The organism is Rubinisphaera margarita (assembly GCF_022267515.1).
GTDB lineage: Bacteria > Planctomycetota > Planctomycetia > Planctomycetales > Planctomycetaceae > Rubinisphaera > Rubinisphaera margarita.
Genome location: NZ_JAKFGB010000012.1, coordinates 525,461 through 549,674 on the forward strand (window position 1 = coordinate 525,461; position 24,214 = coordinate 549,674).

The following is a 24,214-nucleotide window of genomic DNA, read 5'->3' on the forward strand; positions in this document are numbered from 1 at the left end:
GTTGCCCTGAGGTTCACCACCTTTTCACGTTAAACGCCGCATCGGACCCGCTTGCAGACGCCCGAGGCAGCGGCCTCGGCTCTTCCAAATTGTTCCATTCAGCGGAGTTTCTGTACGAATGAGGCTGCAATACCTCCTCTTGCTCGCCCTCGTTGCGCTGGGAACGGTGCTTTTGCCGCAGTTGCAACTGGCCGAAGACACAGCGGAAGAGGCAGTCGTCGAATCTGCGGCGGAAGTCGATGATTTCCCGCAGCCGCGAACCAGTCCTTCGGAACGTCACCTGTCACCGATGCCGGCTGAGCGGGCCGCTGATTCGATGGAGCTCCCAGACGGATTCAAAGCAACCGTCTTTGCGGCGGAGCCCGATGTTTCCAATCCCATCGCCATGGCCTGGGACGACAGCGGTCGCTTGTGGGTGGCCGAGAACTATACCTACGCGGAACGGAGCCAGCGGTTCGATCTCTCGCTGCGCGATCGCGTGCTGATTTTTGCCGACAGCGACAACGATGGCCACGCCGACAGTCGCACCGTCTTTACCGACGACGTTCAAATGCTGACAAGTGTCGAGGTTGGCCGGGGCGGCGTCTGGCTGATGTGTCCGCCGGCTCTGCTCTTCATTCCTGACGCCAATGGCGATGACGTTCCCGATGGTCCGCCCGTCGTCATGCTCGATGGCTTCGACGTCGCCAGGAACAACTACCACAACTTCGCTAACGGGCTTCGCTGGGGCCCCGATGGCTGGCTTTACGGACGCTGCGGACATTCCTGCCCCGGTCTGCTTGGAACCCCGGGCACTCCGGAGGAAGAGCGAGTTCCCATTGATGGCGGCATCTGGCGATTTCATCCGGAACGAAAAATTGTCGAAGTCCTCTGTCATGGCACGACCAATCCTTGGGGACACGACTGGGATGAGAATGGCGAACTGTTCTTCATCAACACGGTCATTGGGCATCTCTGGCACATGCTACCCGGTTCTCATTTCAAAGAGCCAATCGGCGAAAGTCAGAACCGGGCCGTTTATGAGCGGATGGACATGATCGCCGATCATTATCATTTCGATACAAGCGGCAGCTGGACCGAGAGTCGCGATGGAGCGGCCGATGATCTCGGCGGAGGTCATGCCCATTCCGGAATGCTGATTCATCAATCCGAGCATTGGCCGGCGAAGTATCGTGGTCGTCTGATGACGCTGAACTTTCACGGTCGTCGGGCCAACGTCGAACGGCTGGAACGCACTCAAACTGGGTATGTCGGTCGTCACGAACCCGATTTTCTTCAGTCTCAGGATCCGTTTTTCCGCGGAATCGATCTTTCTCAGGGACCGGACGGCAGTCTGTTCGTGATTGACTGGAGTGACACCGGCGAATGCCACGATCACACCGGCGTGCATCGGGAGAGCGGACGGATCTTCAAGATCAGCTATCAGGAGCCGCCAGAGCCCGGCGAAGTCTTCAAGCCGGCCTGCCTTCAGGGCGAGGGTGATCTTCAACAGCTGTGGACCGACTATCAATACGGCCGTATGTCCTACGGATCGTTACGGAAACTGGCCCGTCATTCCGATGAACATGTTCGTGTCTGGGCGATTCGGCTGCTGACCGATTTCTGGCCGCTCGATACGTTGTTCGGGCCGTTGGATTCTTTCGAGTATCCTGATGATCCAAAGACAATCAAATTGTTGATCCGCATGGGCCGTGATGATCCTTCGGGACTTGTGCATCGAATCCTCGCGTCGACACTGCAGCGAATGCCGGTCGAGAACCGCACGGCACTCGCCATCGAACTGGTCAAACGCGAGGAGTACGCCGATGAGCATCAACTGGCGCTGCTGACATGGTACGGACTGATTCCTGTCGCCCAGCAACGGCCGGAAGATATCATTGAGGTTGCTGGCCAGTGTCAATGGCCTTCCCTGCACTATTCAATCGCCCGCCATGTCACTACGCAAATTGATGATGAGCCGGAGTTGCTGGATCGTTTACTCTCCATCGCCGGGAGATTCTCGAAGTCTTCCCAGGAGCAGATTGTGCGGGGAATCGACGATGCTCTCCGAGGTCGTCGTTCGGCGCCAATGCCCGCCAGCTGGCCGACTTTCACCGAACTGCAGGGACCGAAGGCACTCGACGATACGACGCGTGATCTCAGCATCATGTTCGGCGACGAGCGTGCGCTGGCCGCGGTCAGGCGGATCGCGGTCGATACTGAGGCTCAATTAGAGGCTCGGCAAAAGGCGCTGGGAATTCTGATCGAGATGCGTCCCCACGATCTGCGGGAAATCTGCGAGTCACTGATGAATGATCAGACGCTGAATGTGACGGCTGCACGAGGGCTCGGCTTGTTCGATGATCCTGAGATTGGCGTGAAGCTGGCCAGCAGCTACATGCATTTCGCGCCGCATCATCGCCCGTCCATCATTGAAACGCTGGCCTCTCGGGCCAGTTTCGCGGGGGCCTTGCTGGAAGCCATCGCCGACGAACAGGGAACGATTCCACGAACCGATGTGACCGCGGTGCACGCCCGGCAGATTCAGAGTTTGGGAAATGAATCACTGACGCAGCGGCTGAGCGAAGTCTGGGGAGAGCTGCGAGAGTCATCCGGAGAGCGTCGGAAGATGATTGAAACGCTCAAGGGCCAGCTGACCGAACAGACATTGCACGCGGCCGATCTTTCCGCCGGGCGAACACTGTTCAATAAAACCTGTTCACAGTGCCATCTCCTTTACGGAGAAGGAAACAAGGTTGGTCCCGATCTGACCGGCTCCCAGCGCGCGAATCTGGATTACCTGCTGGAGAATATTCTGGACCCCAGTGCCGTCGTCAGTAAGGACTATCAGATGACGATCATCGTGACCGTCGACGGGCGGGTTCTCAATGGTCTGGTTCTCACTGAGAACGAGCAGGCACTGACGCTTCGAACGGCGACCGAAGAAGTCACGGTGAATCGGGACGACATCGAGGACCAGCAGCAGACTCCGCTCTCAGCCATGCCCGATGGTCTGCTCCAGAACCTCAGCGAAGAACAGACGCGGGATCTGATTGCCTACCTCATGCATCCCCGGCAGGTCCCGCTTCCCGCGACGGGCGATGAACAGGTCACGCTGGAGTAGACCTGGCGTTCCCGTCCGGTCGACCCACAGATCACCATCCTGGCTCGATGGATCGCGTCCGTCTCCGTGCTGCAGGTGCTTCCTTCCTGCAGCCTCGCTGCTCGTGCTAATGATCGCGCAGCGCCTCTCGGTGGGAGAGTGATCGAACGTTGCTGATATCAAAGATCCGGAATCCATGAGAGCCTGCTGAGAACCCTCGGTTTGGGGGGTAGTCGGACCTCTGGATCAGCGATACACTCGAAGCATGAAGGTTCAATGACCTTCTCCTCGGGCTCCTGTTTGCCTTCCTGTTTGTGTTTGCCGTGTGCCGACCTGGTATACTTCGTATCCCTCTGCCGATTGCGACGATCCCTTGCGTAAAACGACGCCTTCTCTGCTCTACCTGGCGATTGCTTCGTCTTCCGCCGCCGTGCTTCTGGCGGACCTGTTTACACCTCTCGGACTGACCGTCTGGGTGTTCTATCTGGTCCCCGTCGGACTCACGCTTCTTTCCTGGAGACCTCAGCTCCCATTGATGGTCGCCCTCGCGACGACGGCCTTCATGGTTTGCACGCTGTTCACGGATGCTCCTGGCGTCGATCGGGTTGTCGCGCAGATCAATCGTGGCTTCGGCATGATCACGATCTGGGCCATGGCGACGGTCTCGTGGCTCTTCATTAAGAACAAGCGTGCAATCGATCTCGAGCGGTGGCTGCAACTCGGGCAAACCCGGTTAAGCAAAGCAATGAGCGGTGACCAGCGGCTGACTCAGCTGGGAGAAAGTATTCTCCGCCATCTGGCGGATTACGGCGGAATGACTGTCGGCGCGTGCTTCGCCCGGGAAGGAGACGGATTCGATCGGGTCGCCACATATGGCATTCCCGCGAACAATTCCGTTCCGACTCGTTTCGGTCTGAAAGACGGTCTCTTGGGCCAGGCGGTTCGTGATGAGCGAATCTTTCTTCTGAACGAAGTCCCCGATGGTTATCTCACTTTCGGATCGGCCATGGGGGAATCGAAGCCGCGTCATCTGATGATCTGCCCGGCAATTGCTGACAATGTTGTGGTGGCTGTGCTGGAAGTCGGCTTCCTGGAGACTCCCGATGAGTCTTCTGAACTTCTTCTGAAGCGAGTTTCTGAGTCGATCGCGTTGGCATTTCGATCGGCGAATTATCGGGCTCATCTGCAAACTCTGCTGGAAGAAACACAACGGCAAAGCGAAGAGCTGCAGACGCAAAGCGAGGAACTGCGGGTCGCGAATGAAGAACTTGAAGAACAAGGCAACGCACTGAAGGAAACAGCCACTCGACTCGAGCTGCAGCAGGCCGAACTTGAGCAGTCCAATACACAGCTCGAAGAACAGACGCAACTTCTTGAAGCACAGAAGGATGATCTGGAACGGGCCCAGAAGTCGCTTGAACAGCAGACTCGCGAGCTCGAACAGTCCAGTCAGTACAAGTCGGAGTTCCTGGCGAACATGTCCCACGAGCTGCGGACGCCCCTGAACTCCTCGCTGATTCTGGCCAAACTGCTGGCCGATAACACCGATGGCAATCTGACCGAGGAACAGGTCAAATTCGCCAGGACAATTCTCTCCTCTGGAAACGATCTGCTCAATCTGATCAGCGATATTCTCGATCTCTCAAAGATCGAAGCCGGACAGATGCAGGTGCGGCCCGAAGAACTCAGGCTGCGACCACTCCTGGAGGATGTCGGGCGCGGGCTGCAGCCTCTGGCGGATGAGAAGAGTCTGGAATTCGAGCTGATCATTGATGAAGCTTGTCCCTCGGAGATCGAAACGGATGGTCAGCGACTCGAACAGATTCTCAAGAACCTGATGTCGAACGCCATCAAGTTCACGGAGACTGGAAGTGTAAAACTCAAGGTTTCCCCGGCTGGCCAGGACAAGCTCGCCTTCGCCGTGACGGACACCGGCATGGGAATTTCCGACGAACAGCAGGCCGTCATCTTCGAAGCTTTCCGGCAGGCGGACAGCACTTCACACCGCAAGCATGGTGGCACGGGGCTGGGGCTGTCGATCTCTCGCGAGCTGGCTCAACTTTTGGGAGGCGATATTGAACTCGACAGTGAGCTCGGCAAGGGCAGCACATTCACATTGACAATTCCGCTCGCGTATCAGCCTGGGCAACCGGACGAGCGGTCACCACGGAAAACAGAGCGGCCGGCTCAAGTCTCCGGACGTCAGCCGGCTGTGGTGGCAACAGTCAATTCGCAAAAGGACCGGAAGACGCAGACCGATCGGCCTCGGCGAGCCGATGACGATCGGGAACGGCTCTCCGTCGGGGATCGCATTCTGCTGGTTGTCGAAGATGACCAGAAGTTTTCTCGTATTCTGTACGATCTCGCGCATGAAAGCGAATTCCAGTGTCTGATTGCCCACACGGCTGAGGACGCGGTCGCCATGGCTCAGCAATACCAGCCCAGCGCTGTCGTTCTCGATGTTGGCCTCCCGGATCATTCCGGGCTCTCGGTTCTCGATCGTCTGAAGAATGACGCCCGCACGCGGCACATTCCTGTGCATGTGATTTCCGGCAACGATTACATGGAATCGGCGATGTCGATGGGAGCGGTCGGCTTCATGCTCAAGCCGGTTCCCCGGGACGAGCTGGTTTCCGTATTGCAGAACTTTGAGACGCGATTGTCCCAGCGCATGCGTCGGGTCCTGGTTGTGGAAGACGATCCGGTTCAGCTGGAAAGCCTTCATGCCCTGCTGCGGTCGGAAGTGGTCGAGACGATCGGGGCGCAGAGTGCCTCCGAATGCCTTGAGAAACTGAAAGCCGAAACCTTTGACTGCATGGTGCTCGATCTGACCCTGCCCGATGCATCGGGGTACTCCCTGCTCGAAACCCTGAGCCAGGAAGACGATTATTCATTCCCGCCCGTGATCGTCTACACGGGGCGTGATCTCTCCGTCGAACAGGAGCAGCAGCTCAGACGATACTCGAAGTCGATCATCATCAAGGGCGCGAAATCTCCAGAGCGTCTGCTCGACGAAGTCACGCTCTTTCTCCATCAGGTTGTCTCCGAACTGCCGGTCGAACAGCAGCGAATGATCGAGCAGGCCCGCCGCCGTGATTCCGCTCTTGAGAATCGTCATATTTTGGTTGTCGAAGACGACGTTCGCAATATTTTCGCACTGACAAGCATCCTCGAACCTTCTGGAGCAAAGTTGCAGATCGCCCGCAACGGTCGCGAAGCAGTGGAAGCGATCGATAAATGCATCGCCGATCCCTCGGCTCGTATCGAGTTGGTTCTGATGGATGTAATGATGCCGGAGATGGACGGGATTGCCGCCACGAAGGCCATTCGAGAACGTCCCGAATGTAAGCGGTTGCCGATCATCATGCTGACGGCGAAGGCGATGAAGGACGATCAGCAGACCTGCCTCGATGCCGGTGCCAACGACTATCTCGCCAAGCCGCTCGATGTCGAGAAGCTGCTGTCGCTGATTCGTGTCTGGATGCCGCGGCAGGGAGCGGGACTGTGACCGATCGCATCATCGATCTTGAGATCAAGCTTCTGCTGGAAGCGGTCTTCGAGCAGTTTCACTACGACTTTCGTGGTTACTCGATGGCATCGATCAAGCGAAGATTGCGTCAGGCGCTGACGCACTTTCGTTGCGAGACCGTTTCCCAGCTTCAGGGCCGAGTGCTTCACGAAGCCGATGCATTCCCGCAGCTGCTTTCCTATCTCACCGTTCAGGTCAGCGAACTCTTCCGGGATCCGACGTACTTCAAAGCGTTGCGCGAACAGGTGCTGCCGCATCTGCGGACCTATCCCTCGTTGAAGATCTGGGTCGCTGGCTGCGGTGACGGTGAAGAAGTCTACTCGCTGGCGATCATGCTTCGTGAAGAGGGACTGGAAGATCGAACGCTCATCTATGGCACCGATGTCAATCCGAAAGCGCTGAGGAAAGCAGAAGCGGGCGTTTATGCGGTCGATCGAATTCCGCTTTTCACGAGGAATCACCAGCTGGCCGGAGGAAAGTCTTCACTTTCCGATTACTATACTGCTGCCTACGGGGGAGCTGCCTTTGACAAGAGCCTGACCCGAAACGTTGTCTTCTCGGACCACAGCCTGGTCTCCGATGCCGTCTTCGCGGAGATGCATCTGATTTCGTGTCGGAATGTTCTGATCTATTTCGACAGGCAGCTTCAGAATCGAGCCGTGGAGCTGATGAAAGAATCGCTGATTCGCAGAGGATTTTTGGGGCTGGGATCTCGGGAAACCTTGAGGTTCACCGAGCACGCCGAGGCATTCACGGATTTTGCAAAGGACGTACGAATCTATCAGAAGCGGGGAGATCAATGAACAGACGGTCTTACGAGGCTGTAGTCATTGGCGCATCGAGTGGCGCGATCGAAGCGATCAATACGATCCTTCCCCGACTCCCGGAAGTTTTCCGGCTGCCCGTGTTGATTGTTGTTCATCTTCCCCCTGACCATCTCAGTACTTTGCCGGAGCTTTTTCAGACGCGTTGCGTCTTGCCGGTCAAAGAGGCCGAGGACACCGAATCCATCCAGCCGGGAATGATTTACATCGCACCGCCCGATTATCACGTGCTCGTGGAAGCGGATGGGAGAATCTCGCTTTCCAGCGAAGAGCCGGTACAGTATTCTCGCCCATCGATTGACGTATTATTTGAGACAGCCGCCGATGCATATCAAGCGGCATTGATTGGTATTGTATTGACAGGCGCGAATAGCGACGGCGCAAGTGGACTGCGCGAGATCTGGAAAACGGGAGGAACGCCCATCGTGCAGTCTCCTGCCGAGGCGCAGGCTCCGCTCATGCCCGAATCCGCCTTGGCACACTGCCCTGCAGCCCGAGTGATGACGTTGAACCAGATTGCCAGTTTCCTGATCGATGAAGGAGGGAGCAATGACTGACCCCTCTGTTCCACCCGTTCATTATCTGATGGTCGACGACCGGGAAGAGAACCTGATTGCTCTCGAAGCGGTGCTCCGTCGTGAAGAACTGAAGCTGATTCGCGCCCGATCGGGAGCCGAAGCACTGGAGGCGATGCTCGAATACGATTTCGCATTGGCGCTGATTGATGTTCAGATGCCTGAAATGAATGGTTTTGAGCTCGCCGAACTGATGCGCGGGACAGAGCGAACGAAGCGAATCCCGATTATCTTTCTGACTGCGGCTGGTGACGACAAACAGCGACGGTTTCAAGGCTACGAAACCGGAGCGGTCGACTTTCTGCACAAGCCAATTGAACCCGACATCCTCAAGAGCAAAGCCGAAGTGTTCTTCGAACTGTATCGGCAGCGGGAGGAAGTTTCCCGGCAACGCGATGAACTCAAGACGCTGCTCGAAGAGAACTCCCGGCTGCTCGATCAGACCCGACAATACACCGACGCCCTGAAAAAGGCCGACCGCAGGAAAGATGAGTTCCTGGCGACACTAGCTCATGAACTTCGCAATCCGCTGGCGCCCATTCTCAATGCGGTGCACCTCGTTCGATGGGGAAATCTGGAACCGTCCGAATACGTCGAGGTTCACGAGATCGTTGAGCGTCAGGTCCAGCATATGGTGCGGCTCATCGACGATCTCCTTGATCTCAGCCGGATTACGCGCGACAAGATCGAACTGCGTCGTGAAGTCGTCCCCCTTCAGGATGTCGCACGGAATGCTGTCGAGACCAGCTCGCCACTTGTGGAGTCCAACAAGCATCAACTCACAGTCGATCTGCCACCGCAGCCCCTGTTCGTGGAGGGTGACGCCGTGCGTCTTGCCCAGGTCATCTCCAATCTCTTGAACAACGCTGCGAAGTACACACCGGAAGGCGGACAAATCGATTTGCTCGTCAGTTCGACAGGGCACATGGCGACCGTATCCGTTCGCGACAACGGCGTGGGCATCCCCGCTGAAATGCTGGTCGATGTGTTCGGGATGTTCACCCAGGTCAGCCAGCATCTTCCTCGATCTCAAGGGGGCCTGGGAATCGGTCTGACGCTTGTTAAGCGACTGGTTGAGATGCACAACGGCCGAATCGAGGCCCGCAGCGAGGGAGAAGGTGAAGGGACGGAGTTCATCGTGTTCCTTCCGCTGGCTTCTTCGGAGTCGGCAGACCAGGAGCAGATCAGCGTCGGTGAGACACGCGGTCAGTCTTCGCCAATGAATAGCTCGACCTGAGCGCATGACGATGTCCCGGGCTTTATTTTTCCGATGGGTTTGCCACGTGGGACCGAACGTGGATAAAGTGACGAAGCAATAGACAGACCGTGCTCGCTCGACTCCTCTGAAATGCTTAATTCTTTCGGGACCGGCAGATGAACAACCTCGCCGTCGAACGATGTGAAGTTTCTGAGACCACAGCAACTTCTCCGTCGAAACATGATTCCCTGCTGCGTGGACTGGTGATTCCCGCGTGTCCACTTGCGTTGACAGCCGAGCGGCAACTCAACGAGCAGCGTCAACGGGCGCTCATTCGCTATTACGCGGAGGCGGGGGCAGGCGGGCTGGCGATCTGTGTTCATACCACCCAGTTCGAAGTGCGCGATCCTGCCATCGGACTGTATCAGCCGCTCCTTGAAGTCGTCGCCGATGAACTGAATCAACTCGAAGCGACTTCCGGACGCTCCTTTTACCGCGTCGCCGGGGTGTGCGGCCTCACTTCTCAGGCTCTGGCTGAGGCACAGTCCGCTGCGGACCTCGGTTACGATGCCGCCCTGCTCAACCTGGGTGGACTGAAGGGGCAGAGTGTCGAAGAACTGTTGAACCATTGTCGGACCATCGCCAGCACAATTCCGATCTTCGGGTTCTACCTGCAGGAAGCATGTGGCGGACGTCCCCTGCCCTTCGAATTCTGGAAAGGGCTCTGCGAACTTCCTGAACTCGTGGGGATCAAGATTGCCTGCTTCAATCGCTATCAGACACTCGATGTGCTTCGAGCGGTCGCAGCTTCGGGCCGGGACGATATCGCTCTCTATACCGGGAACGATGATAATATCGTCGCTGATCTGCTGACCCCTTATCGCTTCGAGATCGACGGGCGGCTGGTCGAACTGCAGATTACCGGAGGACTGCTCGGTCAATGGGCGGTCTGGACACGGCGGGCAGTCGAGTTGTTGAATCGCTGCCGAGTGATCCGGGAGTCGGGGATGCCGATACCTCGCGATTTGCTGCGCCTGGGCGCGGAACTCACCGATGCCAATCAGGCCATTTTCGACGCCACTCATGGCTTTCAGGGATGCGTACCCGGCATTCACTATGTACTCGTCCGGCAGGGATTGCTCGAAGGAAACTGGCTGCTTGACCCGGATGCCGGGTTGAGTCCGGGGCAGGCCGGAGAGATCGAACGGATCTGTCATGGGTATGCTCATCTGTCGGACGATAACTTCGTTCGCGGTCGACTCGACGACTGGCTCGTTTGAGCTCCACACGTACAGGCAACGACCATGGTGAATCCTTTCCACGATGCTGAAGAACTGGACGAGTTCATCACTCGTCCCACGCCACGAGTGATCGACACACTCTCGACTGCTCCCGAACATTTCGCTGTTCTCGGGGCGGGTGGCAAGATGGGTTATCACGTGACTCGGATGTTGAGCCGAGCCTTACAGGCCGCCGGGCGTAGCGATCGAATCTATGCGGTCTCGCGATTCGGCGATGAAGCAGCTCGCCAGCGTTTCGAAGAATCTGGCGTTGAGACCATCAGTGCCGATCTCACCGAACGATCCGAAGTCGACGGTCTGCCCGACGCGGGAAATGTGATTTTTCTCGCCGGGATCAAGTTCGGGACCAGCAACGATCCTGATCTGCTTCAACGATTCAACATTCTGATGCCGGCGCTGGTCGCCGAACGCTTCCGCGCGTCACGGATCACGGCGCTCTCCACCGGGAATGTTTACTCCTACGTTCACAACGAATCCGGCGGCGCTACGGAGAAAGATCCAGCGGAACCGGTCGGCGAGTATGGCAAGTCCTGTCTCGGTCGCGAGCAGGCGTTCGTCAATGCTTCGCAGAAGTTTGGAACGCCCTGCTGTATTCTCAGGCTCAACTACTCGGTGGCGCTGCGATACGGTGTGCCAACTGATATCGGCGTAAAGATTCGAACAGGACAACCGGTGGACCTGGAGATGGGGTACGTCAACCTCATCTGGCAGGGAGACGCGGTCGATCACATCCTGCAGTCCCTGAGCCATGCGACTTCGCCGGCACAGATTCTGAATATCACCGGACGGGAGACGATCAGCGTGCGCTGGCTCGCCGAGCAGTTCGCCAGACGCTTCAACGTCACGCCACAATTTTCGGGAGCAGAAGCCGAGAACGCTCTATTGAGCAACGCCAGCCGGTCGCACGAGCTCTTCGGTTCACCGCGGGTGCGTGTCAATGACATCGTCGACTGGACGGCTGCGTGGATCGAAGCGGACCAGGAACTGCTCAACAAGCCGACGCACTTCGAAACCCGCTCGGGGGCCTTCTGATCCGACCACCCAAGTAGATTCCACGGCCCGGTGAACCGCCCGGCGGGCATTGGTCAGGTTGTCGCGACAGTTCGTCGATGGATCAGCGAGTAGACGCAGGGAACGAGGACCAGCGTCAGCACGGTGGACACAATCATGCCGCCGAGGAGAGCCCGCGCCAGCGGAATCATCGCTTCATTGCCAGGGGCGAGTTGGAACGACAACGGAAGCATCGATGCGACCAGGGTCAGCGAGGTCATCAGGATGGGCCGCAGGCGGATCTGAGCGGCCGACATCGCGGCATCCCGTCCAGAGAGCCCTTCCTCACGCCGCCGGTTGGCGAACTCGACCAGCAGGATCGAATTGTTGACCACCACGCCGATCATCATCAGCGTACCCATCAGCGACTGGATGTTGAGGTATGTGTTCGTCAGGTACAGCACGGCAAGCACTCCGCCGAGTCCAAGTGGAACAGCGAGCATGATAATCAGGGGATCCAGGAACGATTTGAACTGGGCCATCAGCACCAGGTACACCAGGATTCCCGCCACGACAAGCCCGGTTCCCAGCAGGCTCATTCCGGACTTCATCGTTTCCACTGGTCCACGAATTGAAGTCGTGACGCCGGGAGCGAACTCGATTTCGGAGAGGGCCCGCTCGACGTCCCGGGCAACCGATCCGACATCGCGACCGGTAACGTTCACATGGACATCATTCACGCGAGCGATGTTGTAGTGCGAGATCTCCCCCGGGATGGTCACTCGCTTCACGGTCGCAATGTTCGACAGCGGAACGGTAATCGGCCCATTGGGGGTATCGAGCGCCAGTGGGATGTTGTGAATCTCGTCGAGCGACTGGAATTCGTTGTCGGCGTACTGCACTCCCATGAAGAAGTCAGTTCCCGACTTGGGATCGATCCAGATCGTCGGGGAATAGCCGACACTGGAGCCGAGAGCGGTAAGCACCGTCTGGGCTACGTCTTCCTGGTCGACGCCGAGATATTTGGCCCGGGTGCGATCGACCTGGACGTCGAACTGTGGGTAATCGAGTGACTGAGCGATCTGCACATCAGCCGTGCCCGGAATCTGACGGACAACCTCAACCACTTTCTCGGCGGCTACACGACACTGTTCCAGCGTCCCGGCCGAGAGTTGCACGCTGATGGGAGTCGGGATTCCTTCGTTGAGAGCCATGTTCACGATACCTCCTGAGACGAAGAGAAACTCTTCCATCGGGAAGTCGTCCGCGAAGCGTTCGCGAAGTTGCTCCACATATTCCTTGGTGCTCGTCGTGCGGTTGGACTGCTTGAGATTGACGATCAGATAGGCGGTGTCCGGGCCGGAGTTCGAACTGAGTACCGTCGAGAATCCGGCGCCTTTGCCGACTGGCAGTCCAATATTGGCGATAAGCGTCTCGATCTGTTCTTCGGGAATGACATCCTTGATCGTCGATTCAATCCGTTCAACCAGATTCTCGGTTTCATTCAGTTCTGTTCCGGGGAGAGTCTTGATGCGGATCTCGAATGAACCTGCATCGACGGTCGGAAACAACTCGGTGCCGATCATCGGCCAGAGCAGAAATGAAGCTCCCACGACGACCACAATAACCAGTGTGCTGAGCATCGGAACCCTGAGGGCGACATTGAGGAAGTGTCCGTATGCTCCGCGCGGGCGCGCTTCGTCAGCCAGAGTGTTCTGGTCAACTACCTTAGAGTTCTGCACGCGTTCCCGAACGAATGTGGCGCAGAACGCCGGCACGACTGTCAGAGCGAGGATGTAGGAGGCACCGATTGTGAACGTTGCCGCGAGGGAAAGCGGTTCGAACAGATATTTGATCATGCCGGTCAGGAAGACGGCCGGAAGGAACACGGCGAGCGTGGTCACGGTTCCGGCGAGAATCGCTCCCGAAACTTCCTGCGTCCCCTCGCGAGCCGCGTCGAAGGGTGACTTGCCCATCCGTTGATGGCGGATCACATTCTCCACGACGACGATCCCGGCATCGACCACTGTGCCGATTGCCAGGGCGATTCCGCCGAGAGTCATCACATTGATTGTCTGGCCGGTAAACGCGAAGCCGAGGCCGCCGATTAGAATCGCAAGCACGATGATCGAGACGATGATCAATGTTGGCAGGAATCGACGCAGGAAGACCAGGACCACAACGGTCACGAGCAATGCTCCCAGCCCGACCTGGCTGTAGAGATTCGACATGGCGTTGCGAATGTAATGGGACTGATCGGAAACGAGTGTGACCTCGGTCGCTTCCGGAATGTCGCCCCGCTCTTTCATCTTAGGAATCTCAGCCGCGATTCCTTCGTGGATCCGATCAACGACGGCGATCGTATTCTCGCCTGGTTCACGCAGCAGCGGGCAGTAGACGCTTCGCTTTCCATTTACTCGCACAATGTTGTACTGAAGAGCCGCGTCGTCCAGAACCTGCCCGACGTCGCGGATGAAGATCGGCCGCCCTTCGCGAACCGTTATGGGGATCGCTTCAATCTCTGCTGGAGTGGGCAGCGTGTTCTTGGGATGAATCTGGTAATCGGTCCCTCCGAGCCGAGCCGTCCCGGCTGCAAGAACGAGGTTCGACCTGGTAAGGGCATCGACCACGTCGGTCGCACTGACGTGATGTGCCTGAAGTTTTGCGGGATCGACATAGACCATCATCTGGCGGAATTTGCCGCCAAAGGGATGCGGAATCTGGACGCCCTTGAGCCCCCCCATTTTGTTTCGCACGGCGTAGTAACCAATGCTGTACAGTTCCGATTCGCTCAGCCCTTCACCGGAAATTGCAGCCAGCACCACCGGCAGGTTTGAAGGTTCACTGCGGAGAGTGAACGGCCACTCGATGCCTGGCGGCAGGTGAAACATGTCGCTGGCTTCGAGGTTCACGATGTCGTTCATCGCCGAACTCGCATCGGCTCCAGGCTGGAAGAACACCTTGATGACCGCGGCTCCGGGAACGGTGCGCGATTCCTGATGTTCAATCTTCCCGGCGAGCGTCAGGGCTCGTTCTACACGGGATGTGACAGACTTCTCCATGTCGAGGGTCGGCAATCCCGGGTACGAAAAGAAGCTGACAACGACTGGCTTTTTGAAGTCCGGCAGAATATCGACCGTGATGCCGGGAATCACCGCCGCACCGAGCAGACAGAGGGCGATCGAGGCGGCGAGAACCGCAAAGCGGTTTCGGAGTGAGAAGTTAATCAGGCCCATGGAACTCTCAGTGGGGTAGGTGCGCGTGTGGAGAGGAGGTGAACTTTAATGACGGGACGCTGTCGGGCGTCATCAGTTCGAGAGGACGGTCACTTTCTGTCCGTCGGTGAATCGCTTCAGATGAGCGTCGATAACGCGCTGGCCCGGTTCGAGGCCAGATCGAACTTCGATCGCCGAGCCGTTATCAAGTCCGGTTGTTACGGCCACCACGGAAACGGTGTCGTCGGCAGAGATAGCGTAGACAAAGGCGTCGCCTGTGTCGCTGAAGCGAACAGCCCGGGCGGGCAGCATATTCGCCGCCACCTTCTTGTTAAGCGAGATCGTCGCCTGTCCGAACATGCCCGGGAGGAGCTTTCCCTCTGAGTTATCGAGTTCCGCTTCGACGAGCATCGTGCGGGTACTGGGATCAAGACTTCCAGTCAGCCGCGTGACTTCCGCCGTGATTGGTGTTTCTGCGGGGAATGAAGGAAGTGACAATTCGACTGAGTCTCCCCGGCTGACGAGAGCGGCATCGATCTCGGGAACTGGAATCTGAACGCGAACTTTGTCGATTTGGCTGATGACGAAGAACGGCTCACCCTTTCCGACTTCGCTGGCCTCACGAACGAGATCTCCCGGATCGACCGAGCGTCGGGTCACAATGCCGGAGAACGGTGCTTTGATGGTGGCATAACCAACCAGGACCTCGAGTTGTTCGAGTTCCCGTTCCGCTACGGAGGTTTCCGCTTTGGCGGCTTCCAGATCAGCCTGAGCCGAAGCGAGTTTTGCATTTGCGACAGTGACTTCCGCCTGAGCCGATTGAATGGCTGAGTTGACCGCGTCGAGCCGGGCGAGTTCAGCATCCCGTCGCTGGCGAACTTCATCGAGCACGCGACTTTCGAGCGACTGACGCTGAACGAGATCCTGGGTCCGGCTGAACTCCGACTCCGCTGCGGCCAGAGAAGCCTCGACACTGCTCATTTCCGAGCGAGCCTGTTGCGCCCCGGCTTCGGCGGCCTGGATGTTGGCTCGGGCCAGTTCGATACCGGCTTCGGCTCGTTTCTCTTCAGAACGCCGCCGGACGATACCGGCTTCGAGCACTTCGCGCTGCTTCTCGAGTTCCGGCACGTCAATGATTATCAGAGTCGATCCGGATTCGACGAAGTCGCCGATGTCGGCTGTGACTTCTTTGACGTAGCCAGTCGTCCGGGCGCGGATCTCCGCTTCGTAAAACGGATGGACGGTTGCCGGTTGAGTCGACGTCCGCTGAATCTCCTCCTGAACGAGAGTCACCGGTTGAACTGCGATCAGTTTCTGTTCGATTTTCTTCGTTGTCTGCGACTGAACCTGCGAGCAGCCCGAGGTCAGCAGGACGGGAGGAACGCACAGCAGGCTGAGCGTGAGGAATTGAGCAATTCTGGGTCTCATGCGGTCTTCTCTTGCTTTCTACGGCGGGCAACCCGCAGGGGCTCCGCGGGCTTCCCGGCTTAACCAGTCTCGCCAGCCAGTATAGTCCGCAAGTCTGCGTGGAGCGATTGGATAGCGATCGAAACTTACGAATTCAAAGGCTCCTTCGTTGCTGATGCGAGGCGGGACGGCCGAATAAATCCTTACAGATGATTCCGTCGACAAATTCGGAATCACAGGAGTGATCGATCCAGGGAGAGGATTTAGCTCAATGCGTTTGAAAATGTATTCTCTTGCGGTCTGCTGCGCCCTCGGATGTGCCGGCAATCGCGGCCTGGTGGAAAATGCTGGTCCAGCTCCTGTGGGAGCTCCGGGACGGGCGAATCTGGACGTGGCGATCGAGTCCCCGTGGAAGTCGAACCTTGCACTGAATCAGCGGAGTTCGATGATCGCGTCTCCGAAACGGAATCGGACTCGCCTGTCGGTCCACGCTCCTCAAAGCGTCGTTGAAGCAAACTCGCCTGAGACTTCACCGATACAGCCCGTGGGGCATGAGTTGGAGACTTCCGCCGCAGCTCTGCAGGAAGGGCAGCTGACGATTAATGGGAAGACCTACCGCGTTCAGCTGATCGAAGAGGGAACGAAGAATGAGGGAGCCGTCACATTGGCTGGCGGAGCCGATCTGCGACCGATCGAGGAGCTCGCTCCCCTGCCCGGTCCGATTGCCGAGGGAAGCCGTCCACTTGAGAGGACGCCGCAGCCCTGCCCGCTGCCTCACCATCGAGACGATGTCATCACGATGAACCTGCCGACCGCCCTGTCGATGGTCGGCGGTCAGCACCCGGCCGTCGGATTCGCGCAGTGGCGAGTTCAGGAAGCCTATGCAAGACTCGAACAGGCCAATGTCCTCTGGCTGCCGTCGATTCAACCGGGGTTGAGTTTTCACAAGCACGATGGCAACTATCAAGCCAGCGACGGAACGATTGTTGACGTGAATCGCAATTCGTTTCAGTACGGTTTGGGAGCCGGAGCCACTGGTGCGGGAACGACGCCGCGACCCGGTATCGTGGCTCAGTTTGAACTCGCCGATGCGATCTTCCAGCCTGATGTCGCCCGGAAAACGGCCTGGGCTCGTGGTCATGCGGCCAATGGAGTGATGAACGAGCAGTTGTTGATCGTTTCGCTCGCTTACCTCGAACTGCTCGATGCCGAGCAGGATCTGCGGATTGTTGAAGAGTCGCTGGCAAGGACCGCGACGTTGTCCAAGCTGACTGGCGACTACGCCGTGACCGGTCAGGGATTGCAGGCGGACGCCGATCGCCTGCAGACAGAAATGCGACTGGTTGAGAACCGGCTGGCGTCCGCGCGTGAACGGGCCGATGTGGCGTCCGCACGACTCGCGCAGGCACTCAGCATCGATGGATGTCAGCGGATCGTCCCGCTCGATCCAACCGTAATTCCGATTGAGCTTGTCTCCTGCGAGCTCGACAAGGGATGCCTGATTGGAACCGGATTGTCGAATCGGCCCGAGTTGAAAGAGGCTCAGGCGCTGGTTTCAGCGGCTTGGGAAGAATACCGTCGGCAGAAGTATTCGCCATTCATTCCGAGCGTGCTGCTGGGACTCAGCACCGGCGGATTCGGCGGGGGACTCGGCAATACGCTGGGAAATGTCGACGACCGTTATGACTTCGATGCCATGCTGACCTGGGAAGTGCGAAACCTGGGATTTGGCGAAGGGGCGGCTCGTCGGCAGTCGGAAGCTCAGATTCAACAGGCAAAATTCGAGAAGGTTCGCGTGCTTGACCAGATCGCCCGGGAGGTCTCGGAAGCTCACTCTCAGGTCATTCATCGTTCGGCTCGGATTGGCATCACCGAGCAGGCCGTCCGAAGTGCCGAAGACTCTTATCGCCTGAACCTCAGCCGCATCCGCGATGGTCAGGGATTGCCGCTTGAGGTGCTCCAGTCGGTCCGGGCTCTCGAAGATGCCCGCCGGGCCTATCTGGTTTCGATCATTGAATACAACGAAGCTCAGTTCCGACTGCAATGGGCGCTCGGCTGGCCGGTCGATGTGGCCATGGCCTCGATGCCGAGTTGTCCGCCGGTCTTGGAACCTGAGTTTCTCAACCGATAGGTCGCCTGTTCAGGAATAGCCGAGTCGGGTTCGAATTGGCCCGAGCACTTCTTCGGCAATACTCAGAACCTCGGGCGTGAAGTATTCGGACTCCCGCCAGACGCCGGCCTTCCCTTTGCGACGGAACTTCCCAGGTCCAGTTTCCACCTGACGGTCGAAGCGATGCGCATCGGCAACCTGGCTGGCCGCTTCGGGGTCGACTTCGATTCCAACCAGCTGACCGCAGCGAATCAGGTTGGGGGCGGCTTCTGTCAGCAGGTCTTCGTAATTGAGTCGAAGTCGTTGCAGTTCAGGAAAGGATTCGTACGCTTCGGCCGCAGCCAGAGCCGAGCTTCTGATATGCTCGCAGGTTCGGCGAACCGATCGTTCGGAAAGCCATTCATCGTTCTGACCGAACTGTTCGTTCCAGCTTCCGGGGGCCTGGAGGTCCAGGTAAGAGTCGAGGGTATCGAAGGGATCGCGGGCCAGAAAGATGAGCTTGCCGGCCGGAAACAGCGTTCGGATCCACGGGTAAAGTTCCGGCGTATTGACCTCCTTGATCACCAGTGCCTGCCTACCGAATGTCGGATATCGTTCCTGGACCATATTGAAGAAGAGGTCCCGGACTCCGCTGATCCATGTCTTCTGGTACCGGCGGGAGTAGAAAGAAGCCGGGCGGTCGAGTTCCTCAGGACGATCGGCCAGATAGCGAAAGATGCGACCGAAGTAGGGTTCGTGCCAGCGTCTGATCTTCGGCAGGTCTCCCAGCATCTCCGCCAGCCAGGTCGAACCACTTCGTCCATAGCCGATCACCCATGCGAGCCGGTCTTCTCGCTGCGAGACCATGTTGTCCGCTTCGGTTAGATCCTTAAGAACTTCACAGAGTCGACTGGCTCGATGATGGTACAGGTGTCCCTGAAGGGTCACGTCCCGTGCCCGTCGAACCTTTTCGGTTCTGCCCGTGGAATCGCCGAGCGCTTCCTGCAGGCGTTCGGTCGCCTGTTCGAAGTTCTGGAATTGATAGACCGAATCGCCGAAGAGCCGGTCAACGTCTTTGCGATGCGGGCCCGACAGCAGCGCGCAGTGTCCGTATCCGGTGACTTCAAAGACGCGAGGGGACGGCGAGACTGCTGCGTGTTGTGACTCGCGAAACAGATTGAGAGTGACGCGCGATTCCGCATAGAGCTCCCACTTCTCGGCCGCCTCAATCGTCCGCGATCGCAGTTCGACATTGTTGAACTGCTTGAACTCCGCCATGTCCGTCGTGAACTTTCCGGCAATGACCATGCGGAGATTTTGCTCGTGACAGAAGTGGGCCATCTGTTTCAGAAATGGCAGACGATCCTCAAAGACGGTTCCAAGAAAGCTCAGGTCATATGTGGGAGATGGCGACGGAGGCAACGGTGGCGGGGGAAGCGTTGCGGTCGGCAGATAAAACCGTAGTTCTTCGGCCGAGCGTCGTTCATTGCTGAAACGATACTGATAGAGCGAGTCGGATGCTCCCATCTCTTCATAGGGATCGTCGGTCGCGACGAGGACCGTGGGGATTCCGGCTTTTCGAATGGAGAGCGGGACCCGTCCTCGCTCGCCACGGAAGTAGAGTCCGTCGATGAAGATCACACAGTCGATGCCGAGATTCACATCGAGCGCGGTGCCGATGATCTCGGCACACACCGTCTCAATGCTCAGTACTTTGAGCATGGAAAAGGTGGGGTAAGGAACGACGTTAATACCGGCGACCTGCAGGCCGGTGCGGTAACCGTCCCAGACATCGCGGGTCGAAAAATTTGCGGACCCCGAGACCAGCAGCACCTTTCTGATCAATGCTACGTCCTTCCGACAGCAGAATTCATTATAAGCCTGTCGCCAGTTGAATCCTCACAGATCATGAGTAGCCGTAGATTGTGTGACTGCCGTCGTTGATGAACGTGGCTCCCGGAGCATGCGGATCCTGATTGGCCATGGCATCAGTTCTGGCGACCAGCCCACTGGCGGCAACGGTTACTGCTGTGGAATAGACCAGAAACTCTCGGCGTGACAGGTGGTTATCCGACTCTTCTGACATTCTGAGGTCTCCTGCGAAATCAATACCTATTCAGAGCCAAGGTAATCGTAGATGCCTTCGATGCTGTCGCCGTTGTTCTGGCGATAGATCCAGATCTGATCGATATCCTGGGCCGCTCCTGACTTTCTGGCGATCAGGTCGATCGACTGTCCTTCCTTAACGGTCACCAGCTCGACCGGTGCAGCAGCTCCATCGGCGCTCCGTTTGGCTTTCAGGTCAAAGGGCTTTTTGCCGGAATTGAAGATGCGGTAGATGTTCTTGCTCTCGTTGTTCCTCAGATCGATAATGAGAAACTCCCCAGTGGGGCCGGGACGTTCGGTATTGAAGCGGCCGGAGCGAACCTCGCGGGAATCGGAAAGCTGATCGTAGATCCCCGCGAATTCATCGGTATCAGCAGCGCCAGCGGGCGCCTTGATCTTGACGACACCCTGGCAGGAGATATCGAGGGCATAGCGTGGATGCACCGTGGTGATCGTGTCGTTGTTCACGACGACTTCAAAAGGATGAATGCCGGAGTTGAAGATCCGGTACATCGCCTCACTCCTGGCGCCGAGAACAATCCGATGGCCCGTGGCCGCGTCGGATTTCTTAAAGCTGAACCTTCCACTTCGAATAGACATACTTTGGCCCTCAGGTCTTGTCGCTGGACGGGATGAAAAGTGACGTGAAGCCGTAGACTTTCGCGGGTGGAACGAAGAGAGACTTGGGTTCCACTGGGGATGAGCCTAGCTGTGCGGCCAGGCAAGGTCAAGAATCAATCTGTACAAAGTTGAGGTGGCCTTTCAGTCCGCTCGTGAGCGCCAGATCAGAATGTCCCCTTCGAGTCCCCCGGAGGCGATGGTTCGCCCATCCGCCGAGACGGCCAGGGAAAAGATCTGACGACGATGACCCTGCAGGGAGGTGATTGCTTCGCCCGACTTCAGGTCCCAAATTTTAAGAAGCCGGTCCCGACTGGCGGTTACGAAACTCTTGCGATCGGGAAACGAGGCAATCGCGGTGATTCGTGCCCCGTGACCCTCCATCTGACGACGGTCCGGCTCGCTGGCTTCAAAGTCGATTGCTTCAATCGCACCGGAGCTGGTCCCGACGATCAGATGATCGCCGCAGAAACCGAGCGCGGACGGAGCGTCATCCAAGGTCAACTCCCGTTCAATCTGCAGTGTTTCCATCTGAATAATAAAAGTCTGTCCGGACGTGAAGCTGACTGCCAGCCGTCCGTCCTCCTCGGCAGTTGCGACCACTTCCGATCCGTCGAGATTCCGTTCTTCCACCATTCGAGGGGGAGAGCTGAGCTCGTATCGAAACAGAGTTCCAGTCCGACTGACGACGACAAGAAAACGACTCTCCGGTGGAACATGGACGGCATGAATCGCGTTCTGAGGGACGGTCAGCGTCTCGTGCTTTAGTCCGCCGTCGATCAAGTTTTGAATGGGACACAACGTAATCTCTGGTTGAGGGACCGCACGGATGATCTTCTTCCGATCAGGCGTGAGGAGGAAGTTGCGCGATTCATGCTCCCCCTTCTCCAGGACCACGGTGGTTTCCGCCGTCTTGAGATGATGACGCAAAATCTCCCCTCCCTGTCCCAGCGAATAAACCGACATTCCATCGTCACTGAATGCCAGACAGCGGACCGGGCTGCTGTGCCAGTACATCTGCTGCTGTTGAATGCGAGAGACGCGGACGACATTGGCCGTGCCATCTCCACTCCCCACAGCCAGATATCGCCCATCCGGCGAGAGCGAAAGCACTCCTGTGCCGAGACGGTGGGTTGGATACGTCGCGATTCGATGGGACTTTTCCGCATCGAACAAATCCATCGACTGCACCGTTCCGGTCGAAACCACGAGTTCGTTTCCAGGCAGGAACAGGGCTCCGCCGAGCTTTCCCTGATACGTGTAGTTCTCAACGAGTCTCTCACCGTCGGTTGTTGAAAAAATTCGGTAGTGACCGTTCTCGCTGGCGACGAGGAGACGGGAACCGTCATCGGAAAAGTGAATCCCGGTGATCGAATCCATTCCGTTGGGACCGTTCAGAATCTCCAGATGTTTAATGCGATCCTGAATCGACCAGAGTCGTACGATCCCCTCATCTCCTCCGACCGCGACGCGTTGGCTGTCGTGGGAGAATGCAGCCGCATTCGCGCCCAGCGGACCAGACGGAAGTTCGACGACTAACTCTTCGCTGTCGACTTCCCAGACGCGGACGGCACCCTGCGCCCCGAAACTCAGGACATACCGCCCGTCCGGCGAATAACTGAGTCCAGTTACAGGAGGGCCATGTTTGATCTGCTTGAAAGGCAGCTCCATCTCGCTCGGATTCCAGAAGCTGATAAAGCCATTACTCGCTCCCGCTGCCAGATGCAGTCGTGTGGGAGAAAAGGAGATGCTGGTGTACCGTCCTTTTGGCGGCCGGACACGCTCGATCAACTTGCCCTTCTGTCCGTTCCAGACCGCCATCTCGCCTTCCCGCCCCACAGTCGCGAGAAACTGTCCTTCCCTCGACAGGCAGATCGCGGTGACTTCATCGCCGTGAATCACATTGACTGGGAAGCTGTCCATGAGTGCGGCGTAGTAATGCCAGGCGAAGTCCTTTAGCTGATCAAGCTCCGGATCGTTCGAGACCCGCTGAAGCGTCGTGCGGATGCTGCGAATATCGCCCTGGCCGAATTGCTGAGAGGCGAGGGTCATCATGGAACGGTAGAGCGAATTCCTGGCTCGATCGGCGTTGAAGGAAGCCGCCTTCCAGAGGACCGTCAGGACGATCAGCCCGACAATCAAAGTTGTCGCGAAGCCTCCGCTGAGTCCAGTGATCAGCGGATACCGTCGGGCCCAGCGGACCATCTTCTCTACAGAGCTGACCGGCCGGGACAGAATGGGCTCACCACGACGGACCCGTTCAAGCTCCTCTTTCAACAACAGGGCCGACGCAAAACGCTTGTCCGGGTCCCGTTCGAGGCACTTCAGGCAGATCGTCTCCAGATCTTTCGGAACCGAGAGATCAAGAGCCCGTGGAGAAGGAGCATCCTGCATCATCTTCTGATGGATCACAGCCCGGACGTTGCCGCGAAACGGAAGATGTGCCGTGAGCATCTCGAACAGAACGACGCCGATGGAATAAATATCGGTCCGATGATCGGTCCATCGTGACTGGCCGGTCGCCTGCTCGGGCGACATGTAACTTGCCGTGCCGAGAATCTGGCCTTCCGATGAGATGCTCTGCTCCGCCGAAACCTGCTTCGCGAGCCCGAAGTCGGCGATGTAGGGAATTCCTTTCCCGTCGATCATGATATTGGCCGGTTTGATGTCGCGATGAATAACGCCGGCCTGGTGGGCGTGATAGAGAGCGTCAGTCAACGTGATCAGCAGATCGACAGTTGTCTTGTGGGTCGGCTTTCCCGCACTGAGGACATCGCGGAGGTTGAGGCCGTCGATATATTCACTGGCGATGAAGGCCTGACCGTCGGCCGTGGTCCCGGTTTCGTAGACGGCGACAATGTTGCGATGTCGCAGCTTGGCCGCACTCTGAGCTTCGTGCAACAGCATCGAAACCGATTCGCGCGATGCGACGGGCACCTTGAGCGCCACCTCGCGGCCGAGGTTGACATCTTCCGCCAGCCAGACCGATCCGAACCCGCCTTTGCCCAGGATCTTGTTCAATCGGAAGTGCGCCACCATCGGCTGGACCGGGAGAAAGTCCTGCTTTTCCTTTGATGGCTCGGGCTGATCGAGCAGATTGAACGGGATCCATCCACAGTCGCTGCAGTTGACTCCATCCGCTCTGACCGTCTTTCCTTCGGGGCCGAATGAGACCTGGAGAGACGCTTGATCAAGTAATGCGATTGGCTGATGGCAACGGGGGCAACTGATCTCCATGGACACCATCATCCCGCGAAGCGGGGTTACAGGTTGCGTCATC

Annotated in this window: 14 protein-coding genes; 8 read left to right on the plus strand and 6 right to left on the minus strand. The window is 57.7% G+C overall.

What is annotated here, in order from left to right:
- The first annotated feature begins 118 nt into the window (after positions 1 to 118).
- The 7 genes from L1A08_RS10565 (at position 119) to L1A08_RS10595 (ending at position 11,541) form a co-directional block, all read left to right on the plus strand.
- Positions 119 to 3,103, plus strand: coding sequence for a PVC-type heme-binding CxxCH protein (locus L1A08_RS10565; RefSeq protein WP_238756359.1), 2,985 nt, complete (start codon positions 119 to 121; stop codon positions 3,101 to 3,103).
- A 514-nt stretch (positions 3,104 to 3,617) separates the two neighbouring features.
- Complete coding sequence (locus L1A08_RS10570; protein WP_390896874.1) at positions 3,618 to 6,590, plus strand: response regulator; 2,973 nt, start codon at positions 3,618 to 3,620, stop codon at positions 6,588 to 6,590.
- Positions 6,587 to 7,414, plus strand: coding sequence for a CheR family methyltransferase (locus tag L1A08_RS10575; protein ID WP_238756361.1), 828 nt, complete (start codon positions 6,587 to 6,589; stop codon positions 7,412 to 7,414). Before L1A08_RS10570 ends, L1A08_RS10575 begins: the two co-directional genes overlap by 4 nt.
- Positions 7,411 to 7,992: a chemotaxis protein CheB gene (locus L1A08_RS10580; protein ID WP_238756362.1), complete on the plus strand. Its 582-nt coding sequence runs from the start codon at positions 7,411 to 7,413 to the stop codon at positions 7,990 to 7,992. The genes L1A08_RS10575 and L1A08_RS10580 overlap by 4 nt, the downstream gene beginning before the upstream one ends.
- Positions 7,985 to 9,247 carry a hybrid sensor histidine kinase/response regulator gene (locus L1A08_RS10585; RefSeq protein WP_238756363.1) on the plus strand — a complete coding sequence of 421 codons (1,263 nt, stop codon included), beginning with the start codon at positions 7,985 to 7,987 and terminating at the stop codon, positions 9,245 to 9,247. Before L1A08_RS10580 ends, L1A08_RS10585 begins: the two co-directional genes overlap by 8 nt.
- A gap of 137 nt (positions 9,248 to 9,384) precedes the next feature.
- On the plus strand, positions 9,385 to 10,488 hold the full coding sequence (locus L1A08_RS10590; RefSeq protein ID WP_238756364.1) for a dihydrodipicolinate synthase family protein: 1,104 nt from the start codon (positions 9,385 to 9,387) through the stop codon (positions 10,486 to 10,488).
- 24 nt (positions 10,489 to 10,512) lie between these two features.
- The gene (locus L1A08_RS10595) at positions 10,513 to 11,541 is read left to right on the plus strand and encodes an NAD-dependent epimerase/dehydratase family protein (protein ID WP_238756365.1); all 1,029 of its coding nucleotides are present in this window, start codon (positions 10,513 to 10,515) and stop codon (positions 11,539 to 11,541) included.
- Between the two features lie 53 nt (positions 11,542 to 11,594).
- On the opposite strand, the gene L1A08_RS10600 is transcribed toward L1A08_RS10595, so the two are convergent.
- Together L1A08_RS10600 and L1A08_RS10605 are read right to left on the minus strand one after the other, a co-directional pair.
- Positions 11,595 to 14,735 (minus strand): efflux RND transporter permease subunit, encoded by a 3,141-nt coding sequence (locus L1A08_RS10600; RefSeq protein WP_238756366.1) that lies wholly within the window; start codon positions 14,733 to 14,735, stop codon positions 11,595 to 11,597.
- Positions 14,736 to 14,807: 72 nt separating this feature from the next.
- The gene (locus L1A08_RS10605; RefSeq protein WP_238756367.1) at positions 14,808 to 16,142 is read right to left on the minus strand and encodes an efflux RND transporter periplasmic adaptor subunit; all 1,335 of its coding nucleotides are present in this window, start codon (positions 16,140 to 16,142) and stop codon (positions 14,808 to 14,810) included.
- A gap of 250 nt (positions 16,143 to 16,392) precedes the next feature.
- Here L1A08_RS10605 and L1A08_RS10610 point away from each other — a divergent pair, with 250 nt between their 5' ends.
- Positions 16,393 to 18,252 (plus strand): TolC family protein, encoded by a 1,860-nt coding sequence (locus tag L1A08_RS10610; RefSeq protein ID WP_238756368.1) that lies wholly within the window; start codon positions 16,393 to 16,395, stop codon positions 18,250 to 18,252.
- 9 nt (positions 18,253 to 18,261) lie between these two features.
- Here the strand turns inward: L1A08_RS10610 and L1A08_RS10615 are convergent, their stop codons facing one another.
- The 4 genes from L1A08_RS10615 to L1A08_RS10630 form a co-directional block, all read right to left on the minus strand.
- Positions 18,262 to 20,055, minus strand: coding sequence for a glycosyltransferase family protein (locus L1A08_RS10615; RefSeq protein WP_238756369.1), 1,794 nt, complete (start codon positions 20,053 to 20,055; stop codon positions 18,262 to 18,264).
- 61 nt (positions 20,056 to 20,116) lie between these two features.
- A complete protein-coding gene (locus L1A08_RS10620) occupies positions 20,117 to 20,296 on the minus strand; it encodes a twin-arginine translocation signal domain-containing protein (RefSeq protein ID WP_238756370.1) in 180 nt (59 codons plus the stop codon).
- A gap of 26 nt (positions 20,297 to 20,322) precedes the next feature.
- On the minus strand, positions 20,323 to 20,829 hold the full coding sequence (locus L1A08_RS10625) for a hypothetical protein (protein ID WP_238756371.1): 507 nt from the start codon (positions 20,827 to 20,829) through the stop codon (positions 20,323 to 20,325).
- A 249-nt stretch (positions 20,830 to 21,078) separates the two neighbouring features.
- Positions 21,079 to 24,213: a WD40 repeat domain-containing serine/threonine-protein kinase gene (locus L1A08_RS10630; protein ID WP_238756372.1), complete on the minus strand. Its 3,135-nt coding sequence runs from the start codon at positions 24,211 to 24,213 to the stop codon at positions 21,079 to 21,081.
- Position 24,214: the final 1 nt, after the last annotated feature.